The following is a 14499-nucleotide window of genomic DNA, read 5'->3' as shown; positions in this document are numbered from 1 at the left end:
GACACCCTATGATTTTGCAGCTGGCACAGCACTTGCAGATGCCATGGTTGAATTTGATGGGGATGGGTACGAATGAGTGCTAAACAAAGCCTGATTGTTGTTGGGAATGGAATGGTTGGCCACAGCTTTCTTGAAAAGCTAGTGGCTGCTGGTGGTCTCGATCATTATCAGGTTACTGTTTTTGGTGAAGAACCACGGCCTGCGTACGATCGTGTGCATCTGTCTGAATATTTCAGCGGGCGTTCTGCTGAAGCGCTTTCCATGGTTAAAGAAGGCTTCTACCAACAGGACGGCCTTCATCTGAAATTAAATGAAACCGTGCAACAGATTGATCGTGATGTAAAACAGGTGGTAACCAGCAAAGGACAAACCATTCAATACGATCAACTGGTGTTGGCAACGGGCTCGTATCCTTTTGTACCTCCGGTGCCAGGCCATGATCGTGAGAACTGTTTTGTTTATCGCACCATCGAAGATCTTGAAGCCATTACGGAAGGTGCTCGAAGCAGCAAAACCGGCGTTGTGGTGGGTGGCGGGCTGCTGGGGCTGGAAGCGGCGAAAGCATTAAAAGACCTTGGTCTGGAAACCCATGTCGTTGAGTTTGCTCCGAGATTGATGGCTGTTCAGGTGGACGATGGCGGTGGTGCCATGCTGCGTCAGAAAATCGAAGCATTGGGCGTCTCTATCCATACCGGCAAAAACACAAAATTGATTACCGACGGTGATGGTGCCGTGCATCAGATGCAGTTTGCGGATGGAGAGGTACTGAATACGGATCTGATTCTATTCTCAGCGGGCATTCGCCCTCGAGATGAATTGGCGAAACAGTCAGCACTTGTCATGGGAGAGCGAGGCGGGATTGTTATAAACGACCAGTGTCAAACGTCTGATCCTGCTATTTTTGCGATTGGTGAATGTGCGCTCTGGGAAGGTAAGATTTACGGTTTGGTTGCGCCGGGCTATCAAATGGCACAGATAGCGGTTGATCAACTGACCGGGAAAACAGATAGCCAGTTCCGTGGCGCAGATATGAGTACCAAGCTAAAACTCATGGGCGTGGATGTGGCCAGTATTGGTGATGCTCATGGACAGACTAAAGGTTCGCTGAGCTACCAGTTTATTGATGATGAGAAAAAAGTGTATAAAAAACTGGTGGTGTCCAAAACCAAAAAGCGGGTGTTGGGTGCGGTGCTGGTGGGCGATGCAGATGAGTATGGCAACCTGTTGCAAATGATGTTGAACGACATGGTACCGCCAAAGAATCCGGCTGAATTAATCTTACCGCAAAGTGATGGCGCTGCTCCTCAGGGGCTGGGTATTGCTGCATTACCAGACACTGCGCAGATATGTTCTTGCTTCAATGTCAGTAAAGGGGATTTGGTGGGTGCGGTTGCCGGGGGATGTCAGGATATTGGTGCCCTGAAAGCAGAAACCGGAGCGGGTACAGGTTGCGGAGGCTGTGCTCAGCTGGTGAAGCAGGTGTTAGACAGTGAACTCACACAGCTTGGCGTGGAAGTGAAAAAGGACATCTGTGAGCATTTTCCTTATTCGCGTCAGGAGCTTTACCACCTGGTTCGGGTTGGCGAACTGGCGTCGTTTAATGAGGTGATTGTCAGTCATGGTAAAGGCAAAGGGTGCGATATCTGTAAACCCACCATTGGTTCTATTCTGGCGTCCTGCTGGAATGATTACATCCTGAAAAATGAACATGCGCCGCTGCAGGATACTAACGATTATTTTCTGGGCAACATCCAGAAAGACGGCACTTATTCCATCGTGCCTCGAGTGCCGGGCGGTGAAATCACACCAGAGAAGCTGATTGTTATTGGTGAAGTGGCTAAGGATTTCAAACTCTATACCAAAATTACCGGCGGCCAGCGGATTGATCTCTTCGGTGCCCATGTGAATGAATTGCCGGCCATCTGGAAACGGTTAGTGGATGCCGGTTTTGAAACCGGACACGCCTATGGCAAATCATTGCGTACGGTTAAATCCTGCGTCGGCAGTACCTGGTGTCGTTATGGCGTGTTGGACAGTACCAGTATGGCCATTGCCATCGAACATCGTTATCGCGGTGTTCGCTCTCCTCATAAAGTAAAAATGGCCGTTTCCGGCTGTACCCGGGAATGCGCGGAAGCTCAAAGTAAAGACGTGGGCATCATTGCCACCGAAAAAGGCTGGAATCTTTATGTCGCCGGTAACGGCGGTATGAAACCCCGCCATGCAGACCTGTTTGCGACGGAACTGGATGATGAAACGTTGGTGAAATACATCGATCGCTTCATGATGTTTTACATCCGTACAGCAGAGAGGCTGCAGCGTACTTCCGTCTGGATGGATAATCTGGAAGGTGGTTTGGACTATCTTAAGTCGGTGATTATCGACGACAGCTTGGGTATTAACCAGGAGCTGGAAAATGAAATGACCCATCTGGTGGGCACTTATCAGTGCGAATGGAAAACGACACTGGAGAGCCCTGAGAAGCTGCAACGATTCAGTCACTTTGTGAACAGCGACGAGTTGGACAGCAATGTGGTGTTTGTCAGTGAGCGGGACCAACGTCGCCCTGCATCAAAAGAAGAAAAAATCACGCTTCAGGAGGTGTCGTAATGAGCCAGTGGATACCGGTTTGTCAGTACTCACAATTGACTAATGGCTTAGGCGTGTGCGCTTTGGTCAATGGTCAGCAAGTGGCGATTTTTTGTGTCGAAGGTGAGTTGTTTGCCCTGGATAACTTTGATCCTTTCAGTGAAATTAATGTGATTTCCAGAGGCATTACGGGCGATCTGAAAGGCCGGCTGGTGGTTGCTTCGCCAATTTACAAACAGCATTTTGACCTGAGAACGGGCCAGTGTCTCGAAGACGACAGTATTAGTTTGAATGTTTATCCAATAGAAACAGTAGATGGCGTTGTTCAGGTAATGACGGCGCCATTGGTTAAGCAGGTAGCCTGACGATGGGTGAAAAACCAAAATTGGTGGTTATTGGCAATGGCATGGGTGGTGTTCGTCTGCTGGAGCAGTTGTTTGCTAAGGGTAGCTGTCCGTTCGAGGTAACCGTTCTCTCAGCAGAGGACAGTACTGGATACAACCGCATTCAGTTATCCAAATTACTGGCCGGCGCTATTGATCTTGATGGCATACAGCTCAAGCCATTGCAATGGTATCAAGAGCAGGGAATTAAGCTGTTTACCGGAGAAGATGGGCAGGTTGTCAATATCGATCGTGATCTTAAACAGGTGTCTACTCAATCAGGGAAGACATTCAGTTATGATCGTCTGGTTCTGGCAACGGGATCACAGCCTAATCGGATACCAGTACCGGGAGCAGACCTTAAAGGGGTGATGTCATTTCGTACTCTTCAAGATGTCAATCGAATGCTGGAAGGTAACCATCAGTATGTGGTGGTCATTGGTGGTGGACTCTTGGGGCTCGAATGTGCCAGCGGTTTGGTGCAGCGGGGCATGTCCGTGACCATTGTCGATAATATGCCGACCCCCATGGCCAGACAATTGGATTCTGACGCCGGTTTGCTTCTGCGACAAACCCTGGAAAGCCGGGGGATTCAGTTTCGCAGCCAGGCTCGCTTGAAATCCTATGATGGGGTTGATGGTCATGTGTGTGGTGTTCAATTGGAAGGGGATTATCTACCCGCTTCTCTGGTGATTGTGACGGCGGGTGTACGACCCGATATCGACCTTATGAAAGCCTGTGGCTTGAAGTCTCAGCGCGGTGTCTTGGTAAACGACCAGTTGCAGACATCAGACCCGGCCATTATGGCCATGGGTGAGTGTGTTGAAATGCAGTACAGCGATCAGTCTTTGCTGTTTGGTCTGGTTGCGCCTGTCTACAGGCATGCGGAGATTGTCGCTTCACACCTTCTGGGGGGGAGTCGTGAAGCGTTTGTACCGGTGCCTATTCCCACTAACCTGAAAGTGGATGGCGTGGATGTGTTTTCCAGTGGTGAGTTTAATCCTGCTGAATCCGACGAAGTTAGTACGCTGCATGCCCCTGACTCACAGCTCTATCGCAAATTGGTGATCAACAATAATCGCATCAAGGGGGTGCTCCTTTATGGCGATGTGACCGACGGCCTCTGGTATCAGGAGCTGATGGCGTCTTCCACTGATATCTCACCTTTCCGGCAACAGCTTCTGTTCGGACAGCGTTTCCTTCCCGCCGCATAATAAGGAAATACCATGGCAGTATGTGCGTCTGTAAAACCTGATTTTTCAAAAACTATAAATACGACATGTGCCTACTGTGGTGTGGGTTGTGGCATTACTGCCAACGTCATTGATCCTGATCTGCACGTAGTAGAGATAAAAGGGCGGGAAGATCACCCGGCAAATTATGGACGGCTATGTTCTAAAGGCAGTGCACTGGGTGAAACCGTATCGCTGGAAGGGCGGCTACTGCATCCAAAAATCCATGGTAAAACCGTTGTGTGGTCGGAGGCGCTGGATGAAGTCACCCGGCGCCTACAGGAAACCATTGAGCAGTATGGGCCGGATGCGGTGGCATTGTATGGCTCAGGTCAGTTACTCACCGAAGATTATTATGTGGCCAATAAGCTAATGAAGGGGTTTATTGGCAGCGCCAACATGGATACCAATTCCCGTTTGTGTATGGCGTCAACTGTCGCAGGCCAGAAAAGGGCGTTTGGGTCTGATACTGTGCCCAATACTTATCAAGATCTGGAAATGGCCAGTCTGCTGATTCTGGTGGGTTCGAACACGGCGTGGTGTCATCCGGTTCTCTTTCAACGGATTCGAGCCATGAAAGAGCAACGGCCGGAGATGAAGGTTGTCGTTATCGACCCGAGAAAAACCGACACTTGTGATATTGCCGATCTTCATCTGCCCATCCGACCGGGAACTGATGCATTACTCTTTAATGGATTACTGTCCTGGTTGGCAGAGCAAGGTACTATCGATCTGCCGTATATTGAAAAACACACCAATGATTTTGGGCAGTCCCTTGAAGTGGCTCGAGCCAGTTTTCGGGATTATTCCCAACTCTCTGAATTGTGCGGCCTTGATCAAGACACAGTGTTTCAATTTTTTCACTGGTTTTCGACCACAGAAAAAACGGTAACCGCCTGGTCTCAGGGTGTGAATCAATCATCCTCTGGTACCGATAAGGTGAATGCCATTATTAATTGTCACTTGGCGACCGGAAGAATTGGTTTGCCGGGCAGTGGACCATTGTCGTTAACTGGGCAGCCCAACGCCATGGGTGGCCGAGAAGTGGGCGGCTTGGCAAATCAGCTGGCCGCTCATATGGATTTTTCACCAGAAGATATTGATCGGGTAGGGCGATTTTGGGGCACAACTAACATGGCTCGCTCGCTTGGAAAAACGGCGGTGGATTTATTCAGAGCCATTGATCGAGGCGCCATTCGTTTTCTCTGGGTGATGGGCACAAACCCTGTGGTCAGTATGCCCGACGGCAAAAGTATTATAAAAGCGCTGAAAAAATGCCCAACAGTGGTGGTGTCTGACTGCATTGAAAAAACCGACACTACAGCACTTGCAGGCATTGTTTTGCCCGCAGCCCCCTGGAGTGAGAAAGACGGAACCGTTACGAATTCAGAACGTCGTATTTCAAGGCAGCGAGCCCTTTTTCAACTGGCAGGAGAAAGCAAACCCGATTGGTGGATACTGACTCAGGTCGCTAAGCGGCTTGGGCATTCTGACGCATTCGATTTCGCAAACAGTGCCGATATTTTTCGAGAGCATGCAGCGCTGTCAGGATTTGAAAACAATGCAGCCGGAAAAATCCGTGATTTTAATATCGGAACCAAGGCGTCTATTTCTGATCATGAATACGAATCAATGGACCCGTTCCAGTGGCCAGTGATTGAAGACAAAAGCCAGCAGCGACTGTTCAGTACTGGTGGTTTTTATACCGAGGATAGAAGGGCGAAGTTTGTTCCCACTCACTGGCAGAAAGCCGCTAACTCGATCAATGCTGAATACCCGCTGCTCTTAAACACCGGGCGTGTAAGGGATCACTGGCATACGATGACTCGGACTGGGTTATCGCCAAGATTGAATCAGCATACAGACGAACCATTCCTTGCCATTCATCCGGAAGATGCAGGCTCGTGGCAACTACAGGATCAAATGTTGTGTAAGGTGTCGTCTGAGTTTGGTGATGCCATCGTTAGAGTGAAGCACTCAGAGGCTCAACGAGTGGGTGAGGTGTTTATGCCCATGCACTGGACCCGACAAAACAGCCAATCGGGGTTTTGTGGTGTATTAGTGAATCCCGTGGTGGACCCGGTATCAAAACAACCGGATTTAAAGCATACCCCGGTAAAATTGGAACCATTTTATCATACGGGAAATGGTGTACTGTTTTCCCGGGAGCAACTCTCGTTCACTGGTGTTGAGTATGTAACCGAAGTGCGAAGTGAACAGGGTTTTCGATATGAGTTAGCCGGATCTGGGCTTGATAATCTGTCTGCTCTATCTGATTTCAATAAGCGCTTTGAAAAAATTGAGTATGTTGATGCTAAATCTGGCTCTCAATATGATGGTTGTCGTGTGTTATGGCTGGATCAACATCAGGTGCAGGCGATCTGGATGTTCGGTGAAGGCCGCTCAGCTTGTGACAGGCAATGGCTGCAGTCCTGTTTTGGTAAATCGGTCACGGCATTAGAAGCGTGGTACTTTCTTTCTGGCACCCCTCCCAAAGGTGAAGACGCTGGAAGACAAGTGTGTGCTTGTTTTGGTGTGGGTGAGAAGACGATTTGTCGGACTGTGCGGGACAACAATTTACGTGAAGCTGCTGAAGTCGGGGAATATTTAAAAGCGGGTACTAACTGCGGTTCATGTGTGCCTGAAATACGACAGTTGATTGCCAGTATAGAATGATCTAAAAAATGTTTGTTCACTTAGGATTTATCCTGAAATAACTTTTCATTTCAATTAAAGTTATCCGTTATCCGTTATCCGTTATCCGTTATCCGTTATCCGGAAAAAGCTGGGGCCATCCTCGCTTTTGCGGACCACGAGTCACGGACTACGGATAGCCGTCTCAACGATGCTGCAATGCCTCAGTAAATGTGGATCTTATTTCGGGACGGCTCCATAGTCTGATAGAGACAGTTGGAGATTAACCTTAATGTACTGATGTTTTTCCAACATGCTGTTTTCTACAGCTGATTTTATTTTTCCCAGCTCATGGTAAGTGGGGCAAGGTGTATCACTCTGGATGTTTATGGTGATATTTGCCAAGTGCCACCGACCAATTCTGATGATATGAATGTTCATCATTTCTTTTGTTAATGGATTCTCTAAATTCCAAAGACTGTTGTTAATGTGCTCAATCAACTGAGCTTCAGGTTTCGCTGTAAACAACAGCTGCCTGAAGTTTTTGCTAAATGTTTTGATAGGGAGGCGAATAAGCAGGCCAACCAATAGCAACGTCAGAATGGAGTCAATATAGGGGGTTATCGGATGGGTTGTGCCCAGCCAATGGGCGATGGTGAATGCGACTGTCGCTGAAGTGCTTAGTACTGCATCCAACAACCATTCCTGAAATTCAAAATAGATCAATGGGGAATGGGTGGTTCGATGGACAAACAGAAAGAGCACGGCGACCGAACCGCCAACGATCATTGAAAACACTTCGTAGGCAAGGGCCAAACTGAACTCAGGTAGATAGCCGCCGGTTGATATCTCATAGATGGCCATGGTCAACAACGAGATGCACATTAACAGCAAAAGACTACTTTCCAATAGAAGCATCAATGGCTCAAGGGGTGCTCGGCCAAATGGTTTTTCAGGTGTCGGATGTTTAGTAACGAGCCTGGCTATTCGCACATTGGCCATCATGGTTAATGTGCATATCAATGAATAACCGCCATCCAGAAATACCGCCTGAGAGCCGCTGTGCCAGGCAACCATCAGGCCGGTAATACCAAAGAACAGCTCCAGATAAACAGAGCAGCGCAAAATGGTGCATTCATTCAGCCACAGCGGATGATTCATACAATACAACGAAGGTCATCGTTTGTTAGGCAAGGCCTGCGGGCGTGTCTTCTATTGAAATGATTGGGTAGTTTTCAAGATCGGGCAGCTGATAGTGCCACCACTCAGTATCAAAGGTATCAAAGCCGGCAACGTTCATGACGCCAGCCAACAGAAACCGGTTTTTCTGGGCTTCCAGCGAAACCTGTTCATTGCCGTGATGGGCGACGGTTCGGAAGTCGTCGAACATGGTACCCATTTCCAGTTCTTTACCGTATTGATCAATAATGGTGAGATCAATGGCAACGCCTCTGCAATGAGTACGGGGACCAGTTTTTGGATGTGAGATGTATGCTGGATTGGGAAAGTGTTGAAATAATGCAGCTTGTGCTGCCAATGGGCGGAAGGCATCCCAGATTTTCAGTTTCAGGTTAAGTGGAGCTAACAACGCGATGGCTCTTTTCAGTCGGTTAGCAGCTTCAGGGTGGATGTAGCAGAGGGGGGCTTTGTAGACGGGCTCGCCAGTAAAGTTGTTACTGGTGGCGTAGGCGATTTCCAGTTCAACATCGTATTCTTCTTTGGTGATCTGAACCAGTTGCCCTGTCGCACTCAACGCCATGCGTTCTACCCTCATCAGTCATTATATTGATTTTATGATGTTACTCGCCAACATAAGAAGGTGTCTCAAAAGCCTTGGTTTCCATGCTTTGGGGTTTTGCGACAACCCCATAAGCGCGAAATATGCACTTATGCTGACGTTAATTCATTACATCAATCTAGCTGATCTGAGAGGTTGTGCTGAGTTTTAGCCGTTTTTCTACCGACCTTGCCATAGTATTCACCAAGGAGCAGGTAAAGGGTCGGCAAAACAAACAGCGTAAAGAACTTGCCCATCAACATGCCGGCAACCAGAATGATGCCGATGCTGTTTCGGGCTTCCGCACCGGCACCGCTGACCAGAATCAGAGGGAAGTGACCCAGTACCGTCGCCGCGGTCGTCATCAATATGGGTCTCAAACGTACTTTTGCGCCTTCAATGATGGGGGTCAGTTTTGATTGGCCATTATGCTGCAGCTCATTGGCAAACTCCGTCATCAAGATGCCGTTGTTAGCAATCAGTCCCACCAGAGTGATAAAACCGATCTGGGCATAGATATTCATGATGGTTAGGTTCAGGAAGGCCAGTGCCATCGCGCTGGACAGCGTCAGTGGAACGGAGCCGAGTAAGACCACCAGTGGTGCGCGGAAGCTATTAAACTGTACGGTCAGCACAAGATAAACAATAAAAATGGCTACGCTCAGCACAGGCAAAATGCTGCTGCCTTCTTGCCGAAGCTGACGGCTATTTCCGGCGTAATCAATGGTGTAACTTTCAGGCAGAATCTCCCGGGCTTTTGCTTCCAGTGCCGACAGTGCCTGATCACTGGTGACACCGGGAACGATGCCACCGAAAATCCGGAAAGCGTTCTGTTGGTTAAATTTCCCCATCACTCTTGGGCCAACGGTTTTTTCTATGTTGGCGATGGAGCGCAGAGGAATCATTGTGCCGGCAGCGGATCGAATCTGAAGATCTAAAATGGCGTCCAGATGCATTCTGTCTTGATGTTCTACCATGGGAATGACTTTATATGCTCTGCCACTGGCATCGTAGCGATTCACTTCCTGCTCGGATAGAAGGGACGACACCTGACTGGCAACCGAGGATACCGTCATGCCCATATCGGCAATATGATCGCGATTAAAATTCAAGCGAGCCAGAAGTTTGTCTATCTTCAGATCGGTGTCCACAAACATAAACATGCTGGTGTCATAGGCTCCACCCGGCAGCAGGCGTAAGCCACTGGTCTGGATGAGTTGGTCATAGATAGACGACAATAGTTCATGGACTGATTGATCCCGGTGTTGGTAATCCACCAGGAGGCTGACCGAGAATAGCGGCCTACCGCGATGGTAGAAAATTGAGGATAAAAAATCCGTTTTGTGAAGTGAATAGTGGTGCTATTTGCTGAACAAAGTAGGGCTTTTAGACCAATTTACTATCATCGCGGTGGGGCAAGCAGGCCCCTAGGTGCGTTATGTCTGAGAGGTATGAGCCGCATCGGTGAATGTTCATTAACCAGGATTGGTTGAAAAGTTCAATGTTTATCAGTGAGGGGGAAGTGTAGGGGGGCTGGGATAGAAAAAGGGATCATCAATGATCCCTTTTTTGGTGAATAAGAAAAATTATTTTCTCTTATTTACAGCTACATAATCACGTTTCGTTTCACCAGTGTACAACTGACGCGGGCGACCAATGCGGTATTCACCGCTGATCATCTCGTGCCAGTGAGCAATCCAGCCTGGTGTACGGCCAGTGGCAAAGATAACGGTAAACATCTCGGCCGGGATGCCCAGTGCTTTCAGGATGATACCGGAATAGAAGTCAACGTTCGGGTAAAGCTTCTTCTTAATGAAGTATTCATCTTCCAAAGCAATCTTTTCAAGACGCTTGGCAATTTTGAACATTGGATCATCTTCAAGACCTAGCTCTTTCAGAACTTCATCACAGGTCTGCTTCATCACTTTGGCGCGCGGGTCAAAGTTTTTGTAGACGCGATGACCGAAGCCCATCAAGCGGAACGGATCTTCTTTATCTTTCGCGCGGGCGATGAATTCTTCGATGTTGGATTCATCACCGATTTCGTCCAGCATGACCAGCACTGCTTCGTTGGCACCGCCGTGGGCAGGACCCCAGAGTGCTGCAATACCGGCAGCAATACAGGCAAATGGGTTCGCACCAGAAGAACCAGCCAGACGAACAGTGGAAGTAGAGGCGTTCTGCTCGTGATCTGCGTGTAGCAGGAAGATGCGATCCATGGCTTTAGCCAGAACCGGTTTTACTTCGTACTCTTCGCAAGGCGTTGCAAACATCATGTGCAGGAAGTTGCCGCCATAGCTCAGATCATTACGTGGGTAAACGAAAGGCTGGCCAACAGAATATTTGTACGCCATGGCTGCCAGTGTTGGCATTTTGGAAATCAGACGATAGGCGCAGATTTCACGGTGTACTTCGTTGGTGATGTCCAGAGAGTCGTGATAGAAGGCAGACAATGCGCCGACAACACCACACATAATAGCCATCGGGTGCGCATCACGACGGAATCCGGAGAACAGATCGCTCATTTGTTCGTGGATCATGGTGTGACGCATGATGGTGTTTTCGAAATTTTCCTTTTCCTGCCGGCTTGGAAGATCCCCGTACAGAAGCAGGTAGCAGGTTTCGAGATAGTCAGACTCTTCTGCCAGTTGCTCGATAGGGTAGCCGCGGTGCAGCAGTACGCCTTTCTCACCATCAATAAAGGTGATCTTTGATTCACAGGATGCAGTGGAAACAAAGCCTGGGTCGTAAGTGAACAAACCACCAGAAGTGAGGCCCCTTACATCAACAACATCAGGACCTAAGGTGCCTGAGTAAATCGGTAACTCCAATGGCTGTTCCATGCCGTCAATGGAGAGTAGAGCTTTCTTGTCAGCCATTTATGGCCTCCTGTCTTGCCGTTTGGTCTCGTTATAGTTGCATTCCAGGTCAGGGTGACCGTAGGTGCATTATTCTTAAAAAACACAAATTCTCAGAGAAAACCGAAGGCCTGTTTAATAAATATTCTATTAGGTATAAATGGCTCGGTGTTACGGTTCGACCACTATAGAGCGATATATTTTTTTGTCAAACGAACTGTTTGTTTATGTAACCCGTAATAATGATGACAAATTACTCGGAATGTTTTAGGGGTATTTGCTTAACAAAGTGAGCAATTGTAATTACTTGGTAGAGTGTATATACTCCGACCCGAAGCCGCAGAGGCAGTGATTTTCATGGCGATTGTTACTGTTTTTTCGGGTGTTTTTAGGAAGATCGTTTTATGAGGATTTAACGATTTATTCCTGCGTTCTGTAGGGTCCAGAGAACCTGGATGTTCTTGCTGATTCTGCTGTGCACGCCATCGGGCGTTGGGGCAAAAAGAGTGAATAGCAAAAGACCTGTCAATCTAGATATTACAACAATCAAACTACCCTTGCCTGCATACACTTCGATACTGCATCGCATATCGGGAATAATTCTATTTGTAGGGCTGGGGTTTCTCTTATACGGACTAGAGCTGTCGCTTACTTCTGAGGAAGCGTTTGGGTCTTTGAAGTCTCTTTTACTGTCACCATTGGTCAAGTTTATAGTCTGGGGGATTTTGTCTGTCCTGATTTATCACTTCGTTGCCGGTGTGAAGCATCTTCTTATGGATGTGGATATAGGTGATGGAAAAGAGTCTGGCAAATTTGGCGCAATCGTGACTCTGGTGCTTTCCGTTGTATTGATTATCCTTGCGGGGGTGTGGGTATGGTAACCAATATCACCAATTTGTCCCGCAGTGGGCTTTACGACTGGATGCTGCAAAGGCTGACGGCCATTATTCTTGGTGCATATTCTGTCTTCCTGCTTGGGTACCTTGTGGCGAACCCGGATTTGCAATTCACCCAGTGGGCGGAATTGTTTGATCAGACCTGGGTAAAGATTTTTAGTCTGCTGACCCTTATTTCTATTCTGGCGCATGCTTGGGTAGGGATGTGGACTATAACAACAGATTATCTTAACGATCGCACGTTCGGCAGTAAGTCGGTGCTGGTTCGTTTTCCTGTACAGGTTGTATGCTTTATTGCGCTCTTCAGCTATGTAGTCTGGGGCGTGCAGATTCTTTGGGGGCTTTAATCGATGTCAGCACTTCGTACCCTTACCTATGATGCCATTGTTATAGGTGGCGGGGGCGCCGGCATGCGTGCTGCGCTTCAGCTGACCCAGGCGGGGATTAAGACTGCCTGTGTTACCAAGGTATTTCCTACCCGTTCGCATACGGTTTCTGCCCAGGGCGGTATTACCTGTGCAATTGCCAGTGATGATCCCAATGATGATTGGCGCTGGCACATGTTCGACACCGTAAAAGGGTCGGACTATATCGGCGATCAGGACGCTATCGAGTATATGTGTTCTGTTGGCCCACAAGCGGTGTTTGAGCTTGAGCACATGGGGTTGCCGTTCTCCCGTACTGAAGAAGGTCGTATTTATCAGCGTCCCTTCGGTGGTCAGTCCAAAGATTTCGGTAAAGGCGGTCAGGCTGCGAGAACGTGTGCGGCGGCAGACCGTACTGGTCACGCACTGCTGCACACGCTATATCAGGCGAACTTAAAAGGCGGCACGACATTCCTGAATGAATGGTACGCCGTCGATCTGGTGAAAAACCAGAAAGGCCAGATTGCTGGTGTTATTGCGATTGATATTGAAAGCGGCGAGACCGTTTACATCAAAGCAAAAGCCACCGTTATGGCTACTGGCGGAGCTGGACGAATCTATTCTTCCACAACCAATGCCCTGATCAATACCGGTGATGGTATTGGTATGGCGCTGCGTGCGGGTTACCCCATGCAGGATATGGAAATGTGGCAGTTCCACCCAACCGGTATTCACGGTGCCGGCGTGCTGGTGACGGAAGGTTGTCGTGGTGAAGGTGGTTACCTCATTAATAGTGAAGGTGAGCGCTTTATGGAACGTTATGCACCCAACGCGAAAGACCTTGCCGGTCGTGATGTGGTTGCCCGTTCCATGGTTATCGAGATTCTGGAAGGTCGCGGCTGTGGTCCCAATAAAGATCACGTTCTGTTGAAGCTGGATCATCTGGGTGAAGAAACCCTGAACCTGCGTCTGCCGGGTATTTGTGAGCTTTCAAAAACCTTCGCTCATGCGGATCCGGTAAAAGTACCTGTTCCTGTCGTACCTACTTGCCATTACATGATGGGTGGTATTCCCACCAATGTTGGTGGTCAGGCTCTGCGTCAGGATGCAGCAGGTAATGATGAAATCATTGAAGGGTTGTATGCCTGCGGTGAAGCGGCTTGCGTATCCGTACACGGCGCTAACCGTCTGGGTGGTAACTCTCTGCTGGATTTGGTGGTGTTTGGTCGCGCAGCCGGTATTCAGATCGAAAAGAATCTGAAAGAAGGCTTTGATGCGGTCGATGCTTCTGCCAGTGACCTTGATGCTGCACTTTCCCGTCTGGATCGTTTGAACGGTTCTTCCAAGGGTGAAAGTGTTGCCAAAGTGCGCGCCGATTTGCAAAGCACTATGCAGCTGTACTTTGGTGTATTCCGCGAAGGCGAGAGTATGCAGAAAGGTCTTAAACTGCTGGATGAGCTGGGCGAACGCATGGGCAACCTGCATCTGGAAGACAAGAGTAACGCGTTCAATACGGCTCGTATCGAAGCACTTGAACTGGGGAATCTTTATGAGGTCGCCTACGCTACAGCCGTATCCGCTGAAGTGCGTAAAGAGTCTCGCGGTGCTCATGCCCGTAATGATTTTCAGGAGCGTGACGACGAGAATTGGCTGGCTCACTCTCTGTACTCACCGCTGGATAAATCAGTGAGTAAGCGGGCGGTGAACTTTGCTCCGACGACCATGGAGGCCTTCCCTCCCAAAGCCAGAACCTATTAAGGGAGAG

11 protein-coding genes are annotated in these 14499 nt (G+C 48.7%); 7 read left to right on the top strand and 4 right to left on the bottom strand.

The window, feature by feature from the left end; translation table 11 throughout:
* Nucleotides 1-72 precede the first annotated feature (72 nt).
* The 4 genes from nirB to Q1B11_RS11380 are packed head-to-tail and all read left to right on the top strand — an operon-like array spanning nucleotide 73 to nucleotide 6880.
* A complete protein-coding gene (nirB, locus tag Q1B11_RS11395; protein ID WP_299732444.1) occupies nucleotides 73-2610 on the top strand; it encodes a nitrite reductase large subunit NirB in 2538 nt (845 codons plus the stop codon).
* Nucleotides 2610-2954, top strand: coding sequence for a nitrite reductase small subunit NirD (nirD, locus tag Q1B11_RS11390; RefSeq protein WP_067586848.1), 345 nt, complete (start codon nucleotides 2610-2612; stop codon nucleotides 2952-2954). The genes nirB and nirD overlap by 1 nt, the downstream gene beginning before the upstream one ends.
* A 2-nt stretch (nucleotides 2955-2956) precedes the next feature.
* The gene (locus tag Q1B11_RS11385; RefSeq protein ID WP_299732434.1) at nucleotides 2957-4186 is read left to right on the top strand and encodes an FAD-dependent oxidoreductase; all 1230 of its coding nucleotides are present in this window, start codon (nucleotides 2957-2959) and stop codon (nucleotides 4184-4186) included.
* A gap of 12 nt (nucleotides 4187-4198) precedes the next feature.
* Nucleotides 4199-6880 carry a nitrate reductase gene (locus Q1B11_RS11380; RefSeq protein ID WP_299732431.1) on the top strand — a complete coding sequence of 894 codons (2682 nt, stop codon included), beginning with the start codon at nucleotides 4199-4201 and terminating at the stop codon, nucleotides 6878-6880.
* A gap of 198 nt (nucleotides 6881-7078) precedes the next feature.
* On the opposite strand, the gene Q1B11_RS11375 is transcribed toward Q1B11_RS11380, so the two are convergent.
* From Q1B11_RS11375 to gltA, 4 genes are all read right to left on the bottom strand, one after another.
* Complete coding sequence (locus Q1B11_RS11375) at nucleotides 7079-7999, bottom strand: cation transporter (RefSeq protein ID WP_299732428.1); 921 nt, start codon at nucleotides 7997-7999, stop codon at nucleotides 7079-7081.
* Between the two features lie 25 nt (nucleotides 8000-8024).
* Nucleotides 8025-8597, bottom strand: a complete 573-nt coding sequence (gene ddpX / locus Q1B11_RS11370; protein WP_299732425.1) for a D-alanyl-D-alanine dipeptidase — start codon at nucleotides 8595-8597, stop codon at nucleotides 8025-8027.
* A gap of 152 nt (nucleotides 8598-8749) precedes the next feature.
* Nucleotides 8750-9892 (bottom strand): efflux RND transporter permease subunit, encoded by a 1143-nt coding sequence (locus Q1B11_RS11365; protein ID WP_299732422.1) that lies wholly within the window; start codon nucleotides 9890-9892, stop codon nucleotides 8750-8752.
* Nucleotides 9893-10201: 309 nt separating this feature from the next.
* Complete coding sequence (gene gltA, locus Q1B11_RS11360) at nucleotides 10202-11494, bottom strand: citrate synthase (protein ID WP_299732419.1); 1293 nt, start codon at nucleotides 11492-11494, stop codon at nucleotides 10202-10204.
* Nucleotides 11495-11979: 485 nt separating this feature from the next.
* Between gltA and sdhC the strand changes: the two genes are divergently transcribed.
* Genes sdhC through sdhA form a run of 3 tightly spaced genes read left to right on the top strand, consistent with a single transcriptional unit; the run spans nucleotide 11980 to nucleotide 14492 of the window.
* Nucleotides 11980-12354 carry a succinate dehydrogenase, cytochrome b556 subunit gene (sdhC, locus tag Q1B11_RS11355; RefSeq protein WP_299732661.1) on the top strand — a complete coding sequence of 125 codons (375 nt, stop codon included), beginning with the start codon at nucleotides 11980-11982 and terminating at the stop codon, nucleotides 12352-12354.
* On the top strand, nucleotides 12348-12716 hold the full coding sequence (gene sdhD / locus Q1B11_RS11350) for a succinate dehydrogenase, hydrophobic membrane anchor protein (RefSeq protein WP_299732416.1): 369 nt from the start codon (nucleotides 12348-12350) through the stop codon (nucleotides 12714-12716). Before sdhC ends, sdhD begins: the two co-directional genes overlap by 7 nt.
* Nucleotides 12717-12719: 3 nt before the next feature.
* Nucleotides 12720-14492 carry a succinate dehydrogenase flavoprotein subunit gene (sdhA, locus tag Q1B11_RS11345; protein ID WP_299732413.1) on the top strand — a complete coding sequence of 591 codons (1773 nt, stop codon included), beginning with the start codon at nucleotides 12720-12722 and terminating at the stop codon, nucleotides 14490-14492.
* The last annotated feature ends 7 nt before the right edge of the window (nucleotides 14493-14499 follow it).

The sequence above is a fragment of the uncultured Endozoicomonas sp. genome (genome assembly GCF_947495845.1).
Lineage (GTDB): Bacteria > Pseudomonadota > Gammaproteobacteria > Pseudomonadales > Endozoicomonadaceae > Endozoicomonas.
The sequence above is the reverse complement of the archived record's forward strand: the minus strand, read 5'-3'. Positions and strand labels throughout refer to the sequence as shown.